At 44.4% G+C, this 21906-nt stretch carries 15 protein-coding genes; 12 read left to right on the forward strand and 3 right to left on the reverse strand.

What is annotated here, in order from left to right; genetic code table 11:
* The first annotated feature begins 105 nt into the window (after positions 1–105).
* The 4 genes from HMPREF1548_RS18715 (at position 106) to HMPREF1548_RS18735 (ending at position 4221) form a co-directional block, all read left to right on the forward strand.
* Complete coding sequence (locus HMPREF1548_RS18715; protein WP_021638017.1) at positions 106–1782, forward strand: AAA family ATPase; 1677 nt, start codon at positions 106–108, stop codon at positions 1780–1782.
* 335 nt (positions 1783–2117) lie between these two features.
* A complete protein-coding gene (locus HMPREF1548_RS18720) occupies positions 2118–2909 on the forward strand; it encodes an NERD domain-containing protein (protein WP_021638018.1) in 792 nt (263 codons plus the stop codon).
* 193 nt (positions 2910–3102) lie between these two features.
* Positions 3103–3588: a YbhB/YbcL family Raf kinase inhibitor-like protein gene (locus tag HMPREF1548_RS18730; protein WP_198168656.1), complete on the forward strand. Its 486-nt coding sequence runs from the start codon at positions 3103–3105 to the stop codon at positions 3586–3588.
* 90 nt (positions 3589–3678) lie between these two features.
* Positions 3679–4221 (forward strand): M50 family metallopeptidase, encoded by a 543-nt coding sequence (locus HMPREF1548_RS18735; protein WP_021638021.1) that lies wholly within the window; start codon positions 3679–3681, stop codon positions 4219–4221.
* Between the two features lie 215 nt (positions 4222–4436).
* Here the strand turns inward: HMPREF1548_RS18735 and HMPREF1548_RS18740 are convergent, their stop codons facing one another.
* Positions 4437–4751 carry a GNAT family N-acetyltransferase gene (locus HMPREF1548_RS18740; protein ID WP_286138154.1) on the reverse strand — a complete coding sequence of 105 codons (315 nt, stop codon included), beginning with the start codon at positions 4749–4751 and terminating at the stop codon, positions 4437–4439.
* A 171-nt stretch (positions 4752–4922) separates the two neighbouring features.
* On the opposite strand from HMPREF1548_RS18740, the gene HMPREF1548_RS18745 reads away from it, so the two are divergent.
* A complete protein-coding gene (locus HMPREF1548_RS18745) occupies positions 4923–5894 on the forward strand; it encodes a glycosyl hydrolase (protein WP_025489214.1) in 972 nt (323 codons plus the stop codon).
* A 50-nt stretch (positions 5895–5944) separates the two neighbouring features.
* Here the strand turns inward: HMPREF1548_RS18745 and HMPREF1548_RS18750 are convergent, their stop codons facing one another.
* Entirely contained in the window at positions 5945–8278 is a 2334-nt protein-coding gene (locus HMPREF1548_RS18750; RefSeq protein ID WP_021638024.1) for a helix-turn-helix domain-containing protein, read from the reverse strand.
* 276 nt (positions 8279–8554) lie between these two features.
* On the opposite strand from HMPREF1548_RS18750, the gene HMPREF1548_RS18755 reads away from it, so the two are divergent.
* The 5 genes from HMPREF1548_RS18755 to HMPREF1548_RS18775 all read left to right on the forward strand — a co-directional run bounded on the left by HMPREF1548_RS18755 (position 8555) and on the right by HMPREF1548_RS18775 (position 16440).
* Entirely contained in the window at positions 8555–10159 is a 1605-nt protein-coding gene (locus tag HMPREF1548_RS18755) for an extracellular solute-binding protein (protein WP_021638025.1), read from the forward strand.
* An 85-nt stretch (positions 10160–10244) separates the two neighbouring features.
* Entirely contained in the window at positions 10245–11165 is a 921-nt protein-coding gene (locus HMPREF1548_RS18760) for an ABC transporter permease (RefSeq protein ID WP_021638026.1), read from the forward strand.
* Between the two features lie 43 nt (positions 11166–11208).
* Positions 11209–12078: a carbohydrate ABC transporter permease gene (locus tag HMPREF1548_RS18765; protein WP_035322900.1), complete on the forward strand. Its 870-nt coding sequence runs from the start codon at positions 11209–11211 to the stop codon at positions 12076–12078.
* Positions 12079–12104: 26 nt separating this feature from the next.
* A complete protein-coding gene (locus HMPREF1548_RS18770) occupies positions 12105–13748 on the forward strand; it encodes a glycoside hydrolase family 2 protein (RefSeq protein WP_021638028.1) in 1644 nt (547 codons plus the stop codon).
* Between the two features lie 358 nt (positions 13749–14106).
* Positions 14107–16440: a sensor domain-containing diguanylate cyclase gene (locus HMPREF1548_RS18775; protein WP_035322834.1), complete on the forward strand. Its 2334-nt coding sequence runs from the start codon at positions 14107–14109 to the stop codon at positions 16438–16440.
* Between the two features lie 7 nt (positions 16441–16447).
* Here the strand turns inward: HMPREF1548_RS18775 and HMPREF1548_RS18780 are convergent, their stop codons facing one another.
* Complete coding sequence (locus HMPREF1548_RS18780) at positions 16448–17632, reverse strand: helix-turn-helix domain-containing protein (RefSeq protein ID WP_021638031.1); 1185 nt, start codon at positions 17630–17632, stop codon at positions 16448–16450.
* A gap of 240 nt (positions 17633–17872) precedes the next feature.
* On the opposite strand from HMPREF1548_RS18780, the gene HMPREF1548_RS18785 reads away from it, so the two are divergent.
* Together HMPREF1548_RS18785 and HMPREF1548_RS18790 are read left to right on the forward strand one after the other, a co-directional pair.
* Complete coding sequence (locus HMPREF1548_RS18785; RefSeq protein ID WP_021638033.1) at positions 17873–20317, forward strand: glycoside hydrolase 5 family protein; 2445 nt, start codon at positions 17873–17875, stop codon at positions 20315–20317.
* A 19-nt stretch (positions 20318–20336) separates the two neighbouring features.
* Positions 20337–21764, forward strand: a complete 1428-nt coding sequence (locus HMPREF1548_RS18790) for an MFS transporter (protein WP_021638034.1) — start codon at positions 20337–20339, stop codon at positions 21762–21764.
* Positions 21765–21906: the final 142 nt, after the last annotated feature.

Here is a 21906-nt window from a genome sequence, read left to right on the forward strand (position 1 = left end):
AGCGGGGATACTGCGATGTGCCTGGGAACGAAAAGAACGTGATTTATAAAATTGAAAAAAGGGCATGAGTAAGGTATAATCGGTTTAAAGAAAGTGAGGTATTATATGAGGCCATTTCCGATTGGAATTGATGATTTCAGGAAGCTCAGGGAAAATGATTACTACTATGCCGATAAAACCATGTTTATTAAAGAACTTCTGGATAACAGAGGAGAGGTAAGTCTTTTTACGCGTCCAAGGAGATTTGGTAAGACTCTTGGCATCAGTATGCTTAAATATTTTTTTGAAGATGAATGCGGTGCCAGGGAAAACAGATATCTTTTTGAAGGACTGGAAATCATGGAAGCCGGAGAGAAATATCTGAAGCACATGGGCAAGTATCCGGTTATCAGCTTGTCCATGAAAACGTCAAAACAGCCCAGTTTTAAAATGGCGTATGAATGTCTGCAGGATGAAATTGCCCAAGAGTTTGACCGCCATAGTTTGGTCCTTGCCAGTGATAAACTGAATGAAGCTGAAAAAAAACAGTATAGGGAAATGATGAATAAACAAGGGCCGGATTCCGTGTGGGCTAAGGCACTGGACTTTTTATCAAGATGTCTGAAGAAAGTCTATCAACAAAATGTAATTATTCTTTTGGACGAGTATGATGTTCCGCTGGAAAATGCATATTTACGTGGATTTTACGAAAAAATGACCGATTTTATCCGCTCACTTTTTGAATCAGCTCTTAAATCAAATCCTAACTTGGAATTCGCAGTCATAACGGGATGTCTTAGGATAACAAAAGAAAGTATTTTTACCGGTTTAAATAATCTGGAAATTATATCGCTTATGAACCATAATTATGCAGAACATTTTGGGTTTACACAGTCAGAGGTTGAGCATCTTCTGGCGGCCTATGGACTGCAGGAAAAGCAGCAGGAAGTGCAGCAGTGGTATGACGGATATCTTTTTGGGGATACAGAAGTTTATAATCCATGGAGCGTACTGAATTATGTAAAGGCGGCGGTGTCGTCACCGCAGGCTTTTCCTCAGACATATTGGGCTAACACTTCTTCCAATGATATTGTCAAAAAATTAGTAGAACTGGCAGATGGAAGCATCAGGCAGGAAATGGAGTCTTTGATAGAAGGAGGAACTATTGAAAAGCCTGTACACGAAGAAATTACCTATGATGAGGTATATAAATCTGAGGATAATCTATGGAACTTTCTTTTTTTTACAGGGTATTTGAAAAAACAGGGAGAGCGCTTTGACGGAGAAACATTGTATCTGACGCTGGCAATTCCCAACACGGAAGTAAAGTTGATTTACCGCAATACCATTCTTGACTGGTTTGATGAAAAAATCAGACAGAAGGATCTGACCGGTATTTATAATGCACTTCTGAAAAAAGACACACAGCTGCTGGAGATAGAACTGTCAAAGAATCTGATGGAAACAATCAGTTTCTATGACTACAGGGAAGATTATTATCATGGATTCTTAGGCGGGCTTCTGAAAATGATGGATGGTTATACTATAAAGTCAAACAGAGAGAGCGGTCTTGGAAGAAGCGATCTCCTGCTTTTGTCAGCTCCCTATATTGGGAAAGCAATTATTATAGAACTTAAAGTAGCAGATACTTTTGCCATGCTGGATGAGACAGCGGCTGTTGCTCTGGAACAGATTAGGGAAAAGCAGTATGGCGCAGAGCTTATGCTTGAGGGGTATCGGACCTTTACTTATTATGGGATTGCATTCTATAAAAAAACCTGCAGAGTTTTGACTGAAGCATAACACAAGAAGGTTTTCCAGACAATAAATGAATAACAGGTTTGCTGCATTAGGAATTAGTACTCAACATGGAATATAAGGCATTTAAAAAGTGAAAATAACGGATAGTAAAAAGGAACGGTGTTACTTGACCGTTCCTTTTATAAATTATACTTTTTAATCCGTTTTTATGTGATTTTACATACCTTATTATTTTCGCACTCCCAAAATTTCAGCATATATTCATAAAATAACCCTGGGCGTCGGCATATCCGCGATTGACGACAGTAGCTTAAAGGTGTAAACTAAAAAACAATAATAATTGTTGGGATTATACAGATTTATCTTGGAGAGGGCCTATGGCAAAGAGTTTTATTGATCTGTTACTGGATGATATATTTGATGCGGAATGGAAAGGCCGGTATGGGGAGAAAATGACCGAATGGGAACTTAATCTGGTCAGGCTGTTCGGCCGAAAGGGATATGTACTGCGTAATATTTATGTGCCTAAGAATAATGGTGAAACATCTGAAATTGACGTTGTTTTTATTACACAGAAAGGCATATTTGTAATAGAGAGCAAGAATTACTCGGGCTGGATTTTTGGTGATGAAAAGTCTGCTTACTGGACGGCCATGCTTCCGGATAAGAGTAAAAACCGTTTTTATAACCCCATAAAACAGAACAGTACCCATATAAAGTGGTTGGGGCAATACCTGCAAAATTCAGTCCCCTTATTTTCTGTCATTGCATTTTCGGAGCGGTGCGAACTAAAAAAAGTAGCTGTGGAAAGCACCGATGTTCTAGTTATTAAAAGGGACAGATTGTATGCAGCAATAAGAAGTATATGGGACAGGACAGCGGATATATTAAGTGAAAGTATGACCGAAGACATATATGTAAAGCTGAAAATGCTGACTGATGTGGATCAGGCAGTCAGGGCAGCTCATATTGATCGAATTAATGAAAAATATAAAAAAACGGAGACTGTTAACAAGCCGGAAGGTATTACTGAACAGAATACTTCTTTAAAATGTCCTCGCTGTGGCGGGACGCTTGTATTGCGCACAGCAAAGAAAGGCGCCAATGCAGGGAATAGCTTTTATGGCTGTTCGAATTATCCAAAATGCAGATATGTGCAGAATATTTAGGATATGATTATGTACAAGTCTGCCCGATTGTCTGGAAAGGGAAAAGACGGTTATTCCTATTGATGTCGAAAAAAGAACGTATATTAAAAGAATTTATTGATGGGGATACCGTGTATGAAATGGTCTTGCACGACAACCTGTCAGAGCATGCATAATGAAAAATGAAACAAGCGAAATGTGGAAAGGAGTTTTTATGTTAATAACCAGCACTGCGTTTAAAGAAGGGGCATGGATACCTGAAAAATATACTGCGCGGGGAGAAGATATTTCTCCTGCTTTGCATTTGGAAGGCATACCTGCCGGTACAAAAGCGTTGATGATTACTTTGGATGATGCTTCCCATCCTTTATTTCCGAATTATAACCATTGGATTATCTGGAATATTCCTGTATGCAGCGATATCCCGGAATCCATTCCAAAAGGAGAAGCGGTGGCGGCACTGTCCGGCGCTGTTCAGGGAATGGCATATGGAAGACATTGTTATAAAGGCCCGAAACCGCCGTTTAAAGCAATACATAATTACACCTTTACAGTTTTTGCATTGAGTGATTTTATGGATTTGCCTGCGGCATCTGTAAAGAAAGATGTATTAAAACAGGCGGAAGGGCTGATATTGGGAAAAGCGGCGTTGACGGGAAAGTTTCAGAGCCACAGAAAAAGCCAGGATAATATTGACTGAAATATAAAGCTTTTTATAGAGATTAAAACGTACCAACATGTATTAAAGAAAGTATATAAATCCGCCATTCCAGGCGAAGCAGGGAGAAAAATGATTAAAAACAGAAAAGCCAGGATTTTGGTATATGTATTGGTAAGCGCCTGTATTGTTGTGTTGCTGTATATTTTGTGCCATGAGACGGGGCATGCCGCTGTTGCATATTTTTGCGGGGCGGACACGATTCATATCAGTATTACAGGCGCATATATGAATTCTTCGGGTGGAAGCTACAACAGGGTGACTTCGGCTATGCTTAATATTGCGGGCATGCTGTTTCCCGCCGTTATTTCCATTATTTATCTTTTATTGTATAAACGGGAGAAAGACAGTCTTTTTTACCGGCTGTTTTCCTTTCTGCTCGTAGCTGCTTTTTCCATGCCGGCCGCTGCGTGGATTTTGGTGCCTGTGCTTTACATGCTGGGCAAAGCCCCGGTGGGGGATGACGTGACGAAGTTCCTGGATGTGACGGGAATGAATCCGGTAATCCTGATTTTGTTTGCAGGAGGCCTTCTTGCAGTAAGTATATTTCTTGCCTGGCGTAAGGGGATTATCCGAAATTATTGGAAGGAGCTTCGAAAAGTGGAGCAGGTGTAGAAGAGTATGACATATTCAGGCGCAGATATAAAATCAAAATCTGTAAAATTTGTCGGAATATTTGCATAATTCCGGTTGACTTTGACACTGTGTTGTACTTAAAAAAGCGGCAGATAATGGATACTACCAGTCCAAAGGGAAAATATGATTGAAGTACAGATGGCTGATGAATAGTTTGGGTTTATGCAGGAGAAAGACACAACCTTTAGCAGCATTTATAAATATATCCAATATCTTTGCGTGATTTTTCCTTGATAGGGTACTTCATTTTCCAAAACAGCGCCATCCTTTTTCATTGTTGCCGAAGACCCTATATTATCGCTGTCACAAGTCAGAAGGACTTCATTCAGTCCTAATTTTTTGGCCTCTATTAGTGCCAAACGCAACATCTCAGAAGCATATCCTTTTTTTCTTTCAGATATGCGGATACAGTATCCTATATGTCCAAGATATTTATACATTTCTTCTTTGAGATTATATCTCACATTAATCATTCCGATTATTTTACCATCACTTTTTCGGACAGCAATAAATTCATGTACTTTTCATCCCGGCAGGAAAAAACTGAATTAAGAAAAAACATAAAAAGAAGAAACTGTTGTGTTAATTCGTATGTTTTCAGATCTATACGATTGCCCCACTACCTTCTTCCTGTTAAGCTGGATAAGAACAAACCTATCACCGAAAAAGGGAGGAAACAGATGAAACTGGCAAATAAGAATGCAATACCTGAAGCTATTAAACTGTATGAATATTTATGTGCACTCAGCGGAAAAGGAATACTTACGGGTCAGCATACACAGACACGGGGGATGGAAGAAATCGGACATATTCAAAGGCTGACAGGAAAAAAGCCGGCTTTGTGCGGCTTTGAATTGCTTGGATATTCACCGAATATCAACTATGAAGATATGGGTGAGGCCTGCAGGAAGGAAGTCGAAGAAAATCAAGATACTTTAAAGGAAGCCATGAGATGGGCTGAGGAGGAGAAAGGGATAATAACCTTTACCTGGCACTGGTTTTCCCCTCTTGGAGGCAGGGACAAAAGCTTTTATACGGAAAATACGGATTTTGACGCAGACAGAATCCTGGTTTCAGGCAGTGTGGAAGAAAAGGCTTTTTATCATGATATGGATATAATGGCAGAATTGCTGCGCCCTTTCCTGTGTAAGAAGATTCCCATATTATGGAGGCCGTTTCATGAAGCGGACGGCACATGGTTCTGGTGGGGAGCAAAAGGGGTGGAAACCGCGAAAGACTTATATCTGAAAATGTTCAGGTATTTTACTGAGGAAAAAAAGCTTCATAATCTGATCTGGGTCTGGAATGCAGTATCCCCGGAAGGGTATCCTGGAGATGCTTATGTGGATATTGTGTCCAGGGATATATATAGTGAACCCGGCAGCAAAACGGATTATGCCGCAGAATACAGGGAGCTGATCCGGAATACGACAGCCCAAAAGCCTGCGGCGCTGGCAGAAATTGGTATTCTTCCAGATATAAAGCTTCTGTCAGAATCAAAAATACCCTGGATTTACTATATGACATGGAGCGGAAAGTTCGTCCTTACAGAAGAAATGAACTCTTCGGAGGAGCTTCAGAACCTATTCGGGAATGCCTACAGTATAGACTTAAATACCTGCAAACAGGTTCGTCATTTGAATGAAAAATAAAGGAAAAGGACGGAAAACATGCATAAATGCCTGCTTCCGTCCTTTTCCTATTATGTTTTGGAGATGAGCTCCGCCTTATATTTTCCGGGCGTAATCCCGGTAATTTTCTTAAATATTCGGATAAAGGCGTTGCTGTCCGGGAATCCGACCATCTGGGCAACCTCCGTCACCTTCATATTTGTATCCTGGATCAGCTGGATGGAATTGCGGATACGCACTTCATAAAGATAATCAATTACACTGCTTTGGTACTGTTCTTTATACTTTTTTGACAGATAAGAAGGCGATATATGAAAATGTTCGGCAAGCGTATTCAGGTTAAGATCCGCGTCAAAATAATTATTCTGTATAAAACGCCGGATATCAGTTCCCCATCTGTTATTATCCAGCATTTCTTTTCTCTCCTGCAATTGTTCCGAGGCTTTTTGAAAAGCTTCCTGCACTTGGGTCAGCAGTTCAGGAAGCGGTATCTGGAAAAAAGTATCTCCGATGAAATCCAGGCAGGACGGAATGAAGCTGTAATGCGTCTGACAGTACAGCCGCAGTCTGGCAGTAACCTGATAGAAGAAATAATAGCAGCTGCGCGCATCGGCAGAAGAAAGCCGGCTGCTTTCCAAATCCCTGCGTAAAGTAGAGAAATAGTCGGACAGCTGGGGCTGGCTGCCAGAAAGGATCAGGTTTACGACATAATCGCTGGTATTCAGGTGTATGGCTCCGATTTCCTGTTCCTGAGGAATGGAAGCATAATGGCATAACGGATGATTCCCAAAAAGCTTGATATACTCTAAGGCCGCGTCTGCCTGCAGATAGGCGGTGGATAAACCGTCTTTATGGTGAATGCTGCTGATGCCTGCCTTCAGTTCTATTTGATAATTCCGGGTCAGGAAGGAAAAAAGCTCCTGCACGATATGCTCCAGGGACTGTTCCGGCTGGGCTGCTTCCCCGGGAATGCATGTAATCACGGCAATCTGCCTGTGTTGGATGCAGAAATAATTGTCAGGAAATTGACCGGAAAGCAATTCTTTCAAAACATTTTCTATTATAAAATAAACAAGCTGTTCCGTATTATCCGCAGGTGAGGGTTCAGAAGAAAAACCGGACTCCTGTGAGGTTTCAGGCGACAACAGGAGGACACAGACTCTGTCTGCTGGAAAATGCAGTGAAAAGGCTTCGGCAACGGGACCTGAGATTTGATGGAAGGCAATTTCACCTGTCAGAATTTTCTGGACATAGTTATTCCGCAGAAGCGCCCGCTGTTTTTCCAGCTCGCTTTGATTGTGGGTCAGGATTTTCATTATCAGATGATATTCGTTGGTGTCATTATCATCATCACCGCCGTACCCTTTGATATAATGGACGATCTGTTCCACCGGTTTATAATTCCTTCTGGAAAAATAAAAGATGACGAACAGCCCTGTTATCACACATACGGTCAGCGTAAAAAGAAGAACCTCAAGAAGCTTGTATAAGTCAGCCTTATATACAGATTTATCAGTGACGGATATCAGGCCGACTTCAGGGATTAAGGTCGGATAAAAATCAATCAGATAAGATTTTCCAACAGAAGCCGTTGAGGTATCATAAAGCGAACCATCGTCTCTGCTGTCAAAAAAAGTAAAGATGGAAGGAAAAGACAGTTCTTCAAATACAGCGCTGCCGGAATCTGAGGACAGAAGAACCCCATCTGTTTTTATCAGGGCGAAAACTCCGCCGAATTCAGGAAACAGATCATTCTGAAGCTTATGGATGAGACGCTCCCGGTCTAATTGGACAGCCATAACGGCAAGCGGGGCGCCATGGATATCGGACTGAAGGGTTTTGGCAAGTACCAGGCAGGAAGAATTTTCCGGCGTCATGCAGACAATGTGTGTGCCGTCCAGTTCCTCCAGAATCTGCTGCCAGTCCTGAAAACTGATGCCCACATTATCCATATATGGAAGCATTGACATTTCATGGGCGGAGGCGGCGGTTACAATGTAATCGGATGCCGGGAAATACACGTTAAGCTGCTGAATCAGTGCGTTGGATACCTGCAGCATTTTCAGATCCCCGGACAAATAGTGCCTGTCCAGCGCCGGCGTGGAATCCACGGCACATTTGCCGTGGGCAAGCATATTGATGTAAGAATTCAGCTGAAGGTGATTGGACAGATTTATGGCATCGTAAAATGCGGAGTCAATCTGTTCTTTTGAATTTTCAAGGATAAGGTGCTGGTTGGAAAGCGTACGCTGTTCCACCAGGTTATAGCTGTGAAAATAGTAAAATGAACAGATAAGTATGGGCATGAGAAGCACGCTTGTATAAGACAGGATCCACTGCCACATCAGTCCGGAAGGCTTAGATTTACTTTTGTTTTGAAGGCTGTGTTTATAATGCATCGTCATTATTCCCCCGTCAGAATATATTTTCCTTATTTATAACATGCCATATATCTTAATAAAAACCAATCAAATATTTATAAAATGATCCGATATTTCGGCTTGTTAAAAAAATCCCGCTCTATAAGATGATTTTCGTTTTAATTGATTTACAAAAAAAACAGGAGGCTGCTATAGTAAGGGTGTGAACCGACAACAGGCGCGCTGATGGTTGGTAAGAAATTATTATAACAGGAACAAAAGGAAAGAGTTAACAGAATTCTTAGAAGAAAGGTAAGATAAATGAAAAGAAACTATATAAAATATGGGAAAAAGATATTGGCTTTATCACTGGCAGCAGTTTTAGGAGCAGCGTCCTTGACTACAGGCTGCGGCCAGAGCAGTTCAACGGAAGCTTCTAATAAGGAAAACAGCAGCAGTGAAGCTGCTGAAGCAGGAACAGAGGCCACGGCTCCTGTCCTGACGGTTTGGTCGGACTGGGGAATCAGTGATTATTTTAAGGATCAGGGAGACGCCTATTACTGGAAAGCAATAGAGGAAGCAACCGGAGTGGATCTGCAGTTTATTGACAGCTCAGGCGGAAAGGACGCACTGTCTATTCTGGTTGGTACCGATGATTTGCCGGATATCATAATAGAATATGATGGAACACTGCCCGGAGGCGTCCAGAAAATGCTTGCAGACGGTTCTATCGTCCCTTTGAATGACCTGATGGATGCAGGAAAACTGCCTAATTTTAAAGCCTACCTGGATTCCGATCCGGAGGCTGATAAGCTGTGTAAGAACGATGACGGCTTATATGCCTGGGCGCCGATGATCCGTAAACCCGATTCCCCGCTGGTATTTAACGGGAATATGATCCGCCAGGACTGGCTGGATGAGCTTGGGCTTCAGATGCCGGAAACCATCCAGGAGATGGAAGATACGCTTCTTATATTTAAAGAAAAGAAAGGATGCGACGCAGGCTTTTCCTTTGCCTATAAGAACTATGATCGTATCGTCAACGCCTATGGGATTTGCGAAGGAATGTATATAGGAAAAGATAATAAAGTCCATTTTGGAGCCATTGAAAGCGAATATCTTGACTTTTTGACCCTTTTTAACCGCTGGATGGAGATGGGAATTCTGGATCCTGATGGATTTACGCAGGAGATAGACGCCTTTTATGCAAAAATAGCCAGCGGAAGAACAGGACTTGTCTGGGGAAATACCGGGGGAGAGCTTGGAAAAATTGAAACAATGAAATCTGAGAATCCGGAAATGGATTTCCAGCCGGCGCCGAATCCTGTATTGAATAAGGGGGATGTTTTCCCGGTTGATCAAAGTAATTACCGTGTAAACAGCATTGGTTATATGATATCTTCCACCTGTGCGGATATGGATGCGGCGGCCAGGGTAATTGACTATGTTTATGGTGAAGAAGGAAATATGAGAGCCAATTTCGGAGAAGAAGGCGTTACCTATGAAATGAAAGACGGAAAACCTGTATTTACTGACCTGGTACTTAATAATCCGGAAGGCCTCAGCATTCAGAAAGCGCTTTCTCTTTATGCCGGAAATAACAATAAGCCGTTTCTTGTGGAAAAGGACATGATGCTTGGGAACTATGCTCTTGAGGTACAGAAAAAGTCGCTGGAGGTATGGGCTACCCCTGATGCGCCGGTGAAGAAAATGCCTCCTTTGACCATGACTGCTGAGGAAGCCCAGGAATATAATTCATTAATGACGGATATCCAGACATATCTGGATGAGTTTAAGCTGAAGTTTATTATGGGGACGGAATCCCTTGAAAATTATCCTCATTTTGTGGAAAACATTCAGAAAATGAACATAGACAGAGCAATTGAAATCCAACAGGCTGCATATGAAAGATACCTGGCAAGATAAGAGATAAGCAACTTGATTTTCCAGAAAATGGGCCGGGAGAAGCCGGAAGGCTTTTGCCCGGCCCGCAGTCTACAGGAGGTATACTGTGAAGAAAACGGGATTTTTACCAAGCTTATGGGAAGATTTGAGAAAACATAAAGGATTGTATCTGATGCTGCTTCCCATTGTAATTTTTTACCTTGTCTTTTGCTATTATCCGATGTATGGAGCCCAGATCGCTTTCCGGGATTTTTCTCCAAAGCTGGGGACCGTGGGAAGTCCATGGGTAGGGCTGAAGCATTTTAAGGAATTTTTCAACAGCGTTTATTTTGGAAGGTTAATCCGGAATACGCTGGGAATTAATCTGAAAAATTTAGTTTTTGGTTTCCCTGCGCCGATTCTGCTGGCGCTTATGCTGAATGAGGTCAGATCGGATAAATTCAAGAAAACGGTCCAGACGGTGAGCTATCTGCCGCATTTTATTTCTACGGTTGTAATAGCCGGCATGATACTGCAGTTCACATCGACGGACGGCTTCATAACACAGCTTATGACTTTGTTTGGATTTCCAAAACAGAATATGATGATGAATCCGGATTTTTTTCAGCCGGTGTATGTAATATCCGATATCTGGCAGGGAATTGGCTGGGGATCGATTATTTATATTGCAGCGATCTCGGGAATCAGCGCGGAATTATATGAAGCTGCAAGGATTGACGGGGCCGGGCGGTGGAAGCAGGCGCTGCATGTTACGATACCGGGAATCCTTCCCACCATTATTACAATGCTGATACTCCGGATTGGCAATATGATGAGCCTGGGGTTTGAAAAAATTATTCTTTTATATAATTCATCAATCTATGAAACCGCGGACGTCATTTCCACATATGTGTACCGAAAGGGACTGCTGGATCAGAGCTACAGTTTTTCAACGGCAGTCGGGCTTTTTAACTCCATGATCAATCTGTTGCTGCTGGTTGCGGCAAACAGGATCTGTAAACGGGTGACGGAACACAGCTTATGGTAAAGTGATTTACAGGCCCGGTTTGGCGGGCGGATGGGAGCAGAAAATGATAAAGAGAAGTATGGGAGAAAAAGCTTATGGATTGTGCAATGGCGCCATATTAGTCCTGCTGGCGCTGGTTACGCTGTATCCATTTCTTTATGTGGTATTCGCATCCGTAAGCGATCCCGTTAAATTGCTGGGAAATACCAATATGCTTCTGTGGCCGGCAGGCTTTACCCTGAATGCCTATAAAAAGGTATTTTCCAACGCGGCAATTTACACAGGCTATATGAATACGATATTTTATGTGGTGGCAGGCACCTCGATCAATATAGTGGCCACCTGCATGGCGGCATATGTATTATCCAGAAAGCAGCTTAAGCTGCGGCGTTTTTTTACGCTGTTATTTATATTTACCATGTATTTTAACGGAGGACTGATACCGAACTATCTTCTGATTAAGGACCTGGGAATGATTAACAGCAGACTGGCGCTGATTATCCCCGGCGCGGTCAGCACGTTTAACCTGATGATCATGATTACCGGTTTTGAGGGCATACCGCAGGCGTTGGAGGAATCGGCAAGAATTGACGGCGCGAATGACTGGGTTATCCTTTTTAAAATCATCATGCCCCTTGCAAAGCCGACCATTATGGTAATTATGTTGTATTACGCGGTGGGACACTGGAATTCCTGGTTTAATGCCATGATATATATCAGGGATGCGGATAAAATGCCGCTGCAGATGTTTCTGAGGGATATTCTGACGAGAAGCCAGCTGGGAGCGATGGCCGGGCAGATGGAAGTAGAGGATGTGGGACAAACGATCAAATATGCCACGATTATTGTTTCTACAGTCCCTATTTTATGTGTTTATCCTTTTATACAGAAACATTTTGTAAAAGGGGTCATGGTCGGGGCGGTTAAGGAATAAGTGCGCTTAAGGGAGGAATATACGGAATGGAGAGACTTTTTAAGACACATGAAATAAGAAAGCAGCGGGAGCTGAGCGGTTTATGGGATTTTTATAAGGAAGGCGCGCAGGAGGATACAAGGAAGGTAATTGTTCCCAGCTGTTTTGAGACCTACCCGGGACTGGAAAACTATACTGGTGTGGGCTGCTACGAATATAAGACCTTTCTGCAGGGAAACATCCGCCTTTGCTTCAAGGGTGTCAGCCATACGGCTAAGGTATATCTGGACGGCAATCCTGTTATAGAACATTACAATGCCTATACCCCTTTTTCCGTAGTACTGAAAGGGGTGGAAAAAGGGATACATACACTGAAGGTAACCGCTGATAATTCGTGTCATGAGGAATCGGCGCTTCATGTTATTAACGACTATTATAATTATGGGGGGATCAGCAGGCCTGTAATTGCAGAGAATATCGGGGACATATTTATTGAATGGCTGCATTTTACACCCTGTTTTGAGGAAAATACCTGGAAAGGGGAAGCGGCCCTGTGCATTCATAATCTGTCAAAGGGCAGAAGGGTAAAAATAAAATATTATCTGAATGATACCCTGCTGGGAGAAGCGCCGGAAGAGGTAAAAGAAGGAAGTAATGTTGTGAAGACGCAGTTCAGCTTCCCCGAGGTAACAGCATATCAGCCGGAAAACCCCGTGCTGTATTATCTGAAGGCAGTGCTTGAAGTCGATGGGCGGGAAGAAGATGATTTGATCGAACGCATCGGGTTCCGGGAGATTACGGTGAAGGACGGAAGGATTTTGTGGAATGGCCGCGCTATTTGCGTTAAAGGCTTTAACCGGCATGAAGATCACGGTTTATTTGGCTGTGCCATACCTGTGGAGGCCATGGATTATGATCTGCGCCTGATAAAAGAGAGCGGGGCGAATGCAGTGAGAACCTGCCATTATCCGAATGATGAAAGGTTCCTGGATCTGTGTGATGAAATGGGGATTATGGTATGGGAAGAGAGCCATGCCCGCGGACTGAGTGAAAAACAGATGAGGCATAAAAATTTCCGGAGCCAGAGTCTGTCCTGTATTGATGAGATGGTGCGGGAGCATTTTAACCATCCCTGTATTTTCACATGGGGTATCCTGAATGAATGTGCAAGCGATACGGAATATGGGCGGGAAGTATATCAGGAACAGTATAACCGGCTGAGAGAGCTGGATCAAAGCCGGCCGCTGACTTCTGCCACCTGCAAGCATTTCTGCGATATCTGCCTGGATCTTCCTGATATCGTGTCGGTCAATATCTATCCCTTGTGGTATAACGATGAACCGGTCGATGAATGCCTGGAAAAAGAATATGAATGGATTCAGTCCGCTGGAGGGAAAGGAAAACCCGTATTGGTCAGTGAAATCGGCGCAGGCGCGATAGCCGGGGTTCATTCTTCCTGCAGGCAGAAATGGTCGGAGGAAAGGCAGGCGGATATTTTAAGGGAGCAGCTGGCCGGCGTACTGTCCCATCCCGAATACAGCGGTGTTTTCCTATGGCAGTTCAGTGACGGGAGGGTTCCTGATGAATGCTTTTACGCCAGGCCCCGATGCATGAATAACAAAGGTGTTGTTGATGAATACAGGAGGAAAAAACTGGGGTTCGAGGCGGTAAAGGAGGCTTTTGGAAAGTAAGGCCCGCTCATTTGCCAATACGAAAAATACCTTTAAATTACGATAAAATCAATACAAAGTTCAGGACATAAAAAGGGCATAAAGGGAGACTGATGAATTGTAAAGTTCAGCAGTCTCTTTTTTTAAAATAATTTTTGAGGAAAAACTCATTTATCAATATTGAACACATCCGGGGATTGTGATAAAATAGACCGGAGTCCGTGACATAAGAAAAGAGCTTAAAAAGGAGACTGTCGGATTAAAGAAGTTCAGCAGTCTCCTTCTTTTTGCATAAATGATAGGATATTGTGGCAGAGCATGGCGGGAAGCCATGGTGACGGGCACGGCCGGGCGTTCGCACTGTATTGGAGGTTAAGCTTTGGGAAATAAGAAAAGCAGTGAAATAAATAAGCGAAAGTACCGAAGGTATTTTATAATGGCGCTGTCCCTTGCAATATGTCTGAGTGCGGTTTCGGCGATTGCGACAAAAGCGATATCTGATCTGGCTGTCAGCAGCTGTTTCAGGGAATTACAGGATTCTACGGTTCAATATGCCGCAGATATCCGCACGGATATAGAATATGACCTGAAGCTGTTGGAAGTCATAGCGGATAATATGACGAAACAAAATACGTTGCTTCCCGGGGAGAAAAAGGAATTATTTACTTTGTCAAAAGCAGGGATTTTGCTTGATGAAATAGTACTGATACTTCCAGACGGCCGGATGTATGCGGACGATGAAGCCTGCCTGGAACAACTGAAAGCCGTTTCCTATACGGAAGAGGCGGCGGCCGGGGCACATGTTTCCGGCAGAATTGAAGACCGGGAGAAGCCGGGGAAGTTTTATCTGTATTATTTTGTACCGGTTGTAAAAGATGGAGAAACAAAGGGGCTTCTGTGCGGTATTATTGATTTGGATACGCTGAAACAAAGGTATACGGGACAGCTGGCTGAGGAAACCTCGTTCCAGCTGCTGGAGGGCGGAAGCGGCGCTTTTTTAATCGATTCCATACATTCTGAGCTGGGAAATAAGGTGAACTTCAGAAACCGTACTGCCAAAAAAGGTTATGGCATGGAACAGGTTATGGAGGATATAGAGGGGGGAAATCCGGGTAAAACTGCGTTCTTTTCCAGGTCAAAGCAGGAATATATTTATTGTGTGTATGAACCTGTCGGAATCAATGAGTGGATGATTATGCTGGGACAGCCGGAGAATATTGTTTTGGGCGATGCGGAAAATATCCGTTTTATATTAAGACATTTTATTATATTTGAAACAACTGTATTTTTACTTTATCTTCTGTTTGTGTTTTGGGAAATAAGGAAGACTTTTCGTGAAAGGGAAAAGGAACTGGGCCGGGTTCAATACATATTAAAAATAGAAGAGATACTTTTTAATGCTGCCAGGAGCACGGAACGGATTGGGGAAGCTTTAAGCATAATTGCAAAAAAGCATTCAGCCCAATATGCATTTTTCATTATTTATAATGAAAATGGGACTGAAAAAATGTACACCTGGGGAGGAACGGCGCAGGATGTGAAGGATCCGTACAGCAAAGAGGATTTTCCGGTGCTTTGTTCCAGGCTTCTTTGCCAGGGCAGAATTATCTATTATGATAAGAAGGAAATGGACGCAGAAGGCGTGGCAGAATATCAGAAGCTCAGGCAGCTTGGGATTTCGAGCCTGATGAGCATTCCGGTGGACGATCCGGATCATGCCCATATCGGGACGCTTGGCGTTGCCAATATGGAGCAGCGTTTTTCTTCCACTGAATTACTGGATTGCGTTATGCTCAGCTTCTCCATGGCTGTAAAAAATATTATCTCATTCCGGGAAGCGGAGGAAATGGGAATCCGGGATAAGCTGACGGGGCTGAAAAACCGGAACAGCTACCAGAGTGCGCTGGAAAGCTATGAAAATAACACCGACAGCAATTTCTTCTGCATTTATGTGGATGCCGATGGCCTGCACGACATAAATAACCAGTACGGCCATGAAGCGGGAGATAATCTGCTGAAAACAGTGGCAAAGGTAATAAAGGAAGAATTCGGGAATGAGGATACCTACCGCATCGGCGGAGATGAGTTCGTAGCGTTCTGTTACGCCCCTGCTTCCGGGCAGGTAAAGCAGAAAATACGGAATGCAAAGAAGCGTATAGAAGAAAAAGAGTATCATATTTCCGTCGGCATGGAAAGCATGAAAAACAAGCCGTTCATTTATGAAATGGTAAAACAGGCCGAAAGGAATATGTTTGAAGCAAAACGCAGCTATCACGAGGATACGGGAGATATACAGAATATACGCGGTATGAACAGAAAACTGGAAAAGACGCTCATGGAAAAAAGGGATCTGGACGTTTTCCGGTCGGTTCTTTCCTCCAAATATCTGGGTGTTTATATTGTGGATTTAAAAATCGATACCTTCCGTTATATTTATATCCCTTCATACTTTGACGCTGCGGCGGAACAAGCCGGAGGAAAGTTCAGCGAAGCTGTAAAAATCTATGTGGAGACTTTCGTGCTGGAGGAATACCGTCAGCCATTTCTGAAGCTGCTGGATTATGAAAACGTTGAAAAACGGCTGAATGGCGGCGAAGAACCGGAGCTGCTTTACAGACGGCCGGACGGAGTGGAAATTATGCTGAAAATATATCTGTCGCCGGAATATGGGGAGGACTGCTGGGAAAGCATATGGACTTTTGAAAAGGTTTAAAAGTGATTTATAGACGCCTCCCCTGCTTACGGTATTGCATTGGCGTGATTCCATATTTTTTCTTAAATACATTTTGAAAATAGGCCTGGCTGGAGAAACAGAGATAACTGCTGATTTCAGCCAGGCTTTTATTGCTGTGGGTCAGCAGGCTTTTTGCCTCCTCAAGCCTGCAGCGTGTGATGAAAGCGCCCACATTAATGCCAAGCTCCGTTTTAAACCGTTTGGTGATATAGGAAATACTGCGGCTGATCTGTGCGGCTACATCCTCCAGGCTGATGGGCTCATTGGTGTGGCTGCGGATGTAATTCATGCAGACATAGACTTCTGAGGAGATACCCTCCGGGATACGGGATTCTCCGGCCCGGCGGCAGAAATCCATCAGCATGGAATACTGCAGGGTATGTATTGCCTCAATTCGGGAAAGCTGTTCGCATTCCTGTATGTAAAGATCGATAAGCTGATAGGCTTTTTCAATATCCATTCCGCCGGGGATTGCACCCAGCATGCCCGCTTTGACGGCTGCGCTGATAAAAAGGTTTTTTGCATGGCGCAGCGGGGTGCTTGCCATTTTCCCTTCTTTCGGCGTTGTCCTGTCTGCGGAAAGGAACTCCTTCAGCCTTTCTTCGCTGCCATCCCGTATATACTGATATAATTCCATTTCAAAATAGTAGCTGTTATGCAGATTTTCATTTTCCTGGTTGTCCAGAAGCTGCTGTAAAAGCTGCTCTTCCCTGCCTGCCAGAAGGGTCGTATCCTGTTTATAAAGATCATCTGCGTTGGTAACCTTATGGTTTAAGCACAGGTGGATCAGGTTCAGGTGCCTTGCTAACTGCCTGTGGCTGATGAGGGGGATTGTATAGAGATACTCCGCCATTATCTCCCGGCACTCCAGGGAAAGCGCCTGTTCACGCATATATTCCCGCAACACCTCTTCTGTCAGCGGGAGGTTAAAGGCGGGGCCGAGAATTACCTCATAGTCCGTATTTTCCACGGTAACCCGCCCGTATTCGATATCGGGAGAAAGGTAACAGAATTCCGGGTTCTGCTCAGAAGGCCACATCTGCCAGAAGGTCTGCGGCTCGATGGACAGGTGCTCGGCAATGGAGGAGTAGGCGACATAGCCGCTTTTTAAAAGGCTGACCGGTATTTTTGTCACATCAAAATAATTTCTGCAAAAAGCGATATAGTCCATATGCTGTTCCTCCTCTGCTATTTTAATTATCCGGATGCATGGACAGGAATTTCATGCCCTGATATTTTCAGTATAAGCGGTGTAAATTGGAAGTTCAATACCAAATATTATAATTACAAACTTTATTTTGTAATAACTCTTCCAATCCCTGTGATATGATCCCCTAAGAACAGCAAAGTCTGTCCGGCGGTGTCATTGCTGCCGGTTTCAGGAAGCTTTACAGGAAAGGGAGCGGAAGGTATGAAGCAAAGAATCAGGATTCATAAGGCAGAGCCGAACACAGGGGCGCTCAATTTTTCCCATCTGCTGGATGCCCCGGCAGGGAAACATGGTTTCGTCCGGGTAAAAGACAGCCATTTCTATTTTGAGGATGGGACGAGGGCAAGATTTTTGGGATTTAATGTGGCGGCGCGGTCAAATACGCCGGATCATGAAACTGCGGATAAACTGGCTGAGCGCTTTGCAAGCATGGGGGTTAACGTAATCCGTCTGCATGCGGCGGATGCGCCTGTGGGAGAGGAGGCGCGCACCTGGACAAGCTGTAAGGAAGCGCCTTTGATAGATTATGCCAAAGGAAACACCAGGAATTTTTGCGAAGAAGGCCTGGATCGCTTTGATTATTTTTTTGCAAAATTAAAAGAAAAAGGGATTTATCTTCATATTGATTTGCTGGTTGCAAGAGATTTCCAGGAGGGCGATGGTTTAGACTATCCCGGGGGCATGCCGCTGTGTACAAAATGCTTTCCGGTTTTCAATGACCGCCTGATTGAACTGCAGAAAGAATATGCACAAAAGCTGCTTACCCATGTGAATCCTTATACGGGCCTTTCCATGAAGGACGATCCTGCGGTGATCACCGTACAGATGACAAATGAAGAATCTGCCATTAAGGGAACTGCGGAATGCAAAGAGATAGAAACTCTGAAGCCCTACCGGGATGAGGTTCAGAGGAAATTCAATCATTTTCTTCTTATGAAATATGATACCCGGGAAAAACTCAAAAAGGCATGGACACTGAATGGCTGCTGCGCGCTGGCTGAGGATGAGGATCCGGGGCTTGGAACGGTGCGTATTGCAGAGGGGAGCTTTGTACAGCCCGTAAACGACCCTATGGGACAGTGGGATGCCCCCTGCGGTCCGGCCCGCTATGCGGATTATATGGAATTCGGCATCCAGGCTAACCGGCGGTTTTATCGGGATATGAAAAATTATCTGCGCTCCCTGGGGGTTAAGGTACCGATAGTTGCCAGCAATCTGCTTGGCGGTGCGGCGGATGTATATGGGCATACGGATGGTGATTTTATGGAAAATAACAGCTATTTCAACCATCCCCTTCTGCCTTTTCAGGATACCACATTCATAGTGGCAGGCCCGACGGAGTATGTTTCCGTCAATCCGCTGACCATGCAGACCGGCATAGGCTCTCTTGTAACAACAATTCCGAGCCTGGCAGCCACTGCAGTTGTGGAAGGGAAGCCATTCATGATCAGTGAATGGAATGAATATGGGGAGCATCCCTTTCATTCCACGGCATTCATACATACGGCGGCTTATGCCTGCCTGAACGACTGGGACGGCCTGATCCTGTACAACCATCATACCTCGGAATGCTGGGATGATCAGCCGGCTGATGAGATTTGGAATGTATTTGACTGCTATAATGATCCGGCTGTTATCTGTCAGTGGGGCTTCATGGCGTCCGTCTTTTTAAAAGGCCTGATAGCCCCGTCGAAAAACAGGGTGGAGGTAGTACATACGCAGGAGGATTTGCTGACACTGCCGAACTGGCATGCCATGCCCAATACCTTTCTGCCCTATGTTACCGGGATGCGGAATGTTTTTCTGGACGGGGGAAACAGCTATCGGGGAAATGCGGATGTGGCTGTAAACGCAGGATTCCTGAATGGCGCGGATTTGTCAGAGGCGAAGCATGCGGTCTGTTATGCATGGTCGCCATATCGGGATGCCTTCCGCCGCTGCAGGGAAGAAAACCGTCTGGTACAGGCCTCGGAAAATACGGAAGAAATACAACCTGGCATACATTTGGGAGAAAAGGCGCTGGTATTTGATGAAATTTCCAAAATTGCAGGAAACGGCGATTACCGGAAATTCGCAGAGCTGTTGGACAGGGCTTTGAAAAAATGGGGAGTGGTTCCTGAAGACGCCGGATTGGCAGGCGGGACCCTGGTTTCGGATACAAAAGAGCTGGTTTTTGATCCGGATCATGCGCAGTTTAGTATCCGTACGCCTTACTGCAGCTATTTCAGCGGCGCGCCGTCCGAAACAATTGCTCTTTCCGATGAAATCTACGTGCAGGTAAAAAATGAACGGATTTCCCTGGCGCTGCTACCAGAAGATAAGGAGCTGTTGTCGGAAGCGAAGGAGTTTATACTGACCGCCCTGGGGACGACGGGCATGGATGAAACTGTCTATAACCCCGGACCGTCAATGATGGGCATTTCCTTTACAGCTGTGACTTTTCAGGGGAAATTGTTCGTGGAAACGCTGGAAGGAACCCTTTTGGTGAAAGCGGAAGCGGCGAGGTTTGAGGTTTTAAATCCGGTAGGGGAACCGATTGGTTCCTATGAAGGTGAAAAGACGCGGGAGGGCGTTCGCTTCAAGCTGACGGGAGAGTTTGCAGGAGCAAATTATATTTTACATATAGATAAGAAAACAGTGGATTGAAACAAAGGAGAGGGAAGAGATGAGCAGAACAAAAAAAGACCTCGGTTTTGATAAGGCCGGGGTGAAGCGGGTAATGAGAAAACGGGATTATATGGCTGATATGGGCGGACAGTTTGCCCTGGGGCTGATGGGAAACCTGGTAGGACAGCTGACCTATTTTTACACGGATAAGGTCGGGCTGGCCGTGGGCGGCGTAGGGCTGATGATGCTGATTTCCAAGGTTGTGGACGCACTGACGGACATCTGGGTCGGAAACATCATTGACCATTCCAAAGGCGGGAACAGAAAATACTATAAATGGATGATCCGTATGGCAGTGCCGCTTTCCGTAGCTATCATATTGATGTTTACGGTACCGATCCAGGCGGGACAGATACCGGCCCTTATCTATGTGATGGTTACCAATATCCTCCTGACGGCTGTCTGCGGGACCCTTATCGGAACGCCTTTTTCCGCTGTGATGGTGGTACGGACCAACAGCCAGAGTGAGCGGGAAAATATGGGGGTGTTCCGTGCAGTTGGAAGCTATGGCGCAGGCATGATGATTGCCATTGCGACAATTCCCGTAACCAATATATTGGGAGGGACGCAGAATGCATGGATCAAGTATGGCGTTGTAATTGCCCTGGTAGTTTTACTGCTTCTTCTGGTTTGCTATAACAATGGACGCAAGGCGGAATTTGTTGAAGATTCCGCAAAAGCTGCACAAGAAGAGGAGGAAGCAGTTCCGCTGAAAGAAGCAGTCCGGTTCCTCTTTAAAAACAAGTACTGGGTGATTGTACTCTGCTTCAATATCATTACACAGATAACGAATACAATTTCCGGCACATCCGGTGCATATTACTGCAAGTGGATTTTCGGAAATGATAACCTGGTTGCCCTGATGGGAGCGTTCGGTATGCTGGCAACTGTGGCGGGATTTCTTTTGTCCAAACCGATTATTTCTAAAATGGGTGTAAAAAAGACCGTCAATATCGGCCTTCTGGGAGCGGCATTTACCGCTGCGATCCGCTGTGCAGTCCCAGCAAATATGGGAGTATATTTTATTGTGGGGTTAATCGGCAGCTTTGTACAGATTCCGCTGATGTGTCTTTACGGTGTGCTTCTGGCAATGGCAGTAGACTATAATGAATATAAGTATGATAAAAAGCTTGTGGCGGTTTCCTCAGGAGCCATCGGCATTGGAAATAAGATTGGCGGCGGAATTGCCTCCGTTATCCTGTCCGCCTTTTTGGCAATCGGCGCCTATGATGCCACGCTGCAGGTTGCAACCACTTCCATGAGATATGCAATATACGGCTTTTCCAATTATCTGCCGCTCGTGACGAATCTTCTGATGTATTTTGTTTTCCGTGGGTTTGACCTGGAGAAGAAGCTGCCGCAGATACAGGCGGAGCTTGCTGAACGGCGGGTCAGAAAAACTGGCGGCGAGGATGTAAAGAATTGAACATAAGATTTCCGGGATGAAAAAGCGGCAGCAATTGTCGCTTTTTCATTCATGATAATAGAAAGTTCGCTGAGCTTGCTTCCTATATGCTGTAAACCCATTTGAAGTACACTAATTAGTGCCTGCTGATTAAGCTTAAATT

It is taken from the genome of Clostridium sp. KLE 1755 (assembly GCF_000466465.2).
In the GTDB taxonomy this organism is placed as follows: domain Bacteria; phylum Bacillota; class Clostridia; order Lachnospirales; family Lachnospiraceae; genus Eisenbergiella; species Eisenbergiella porci.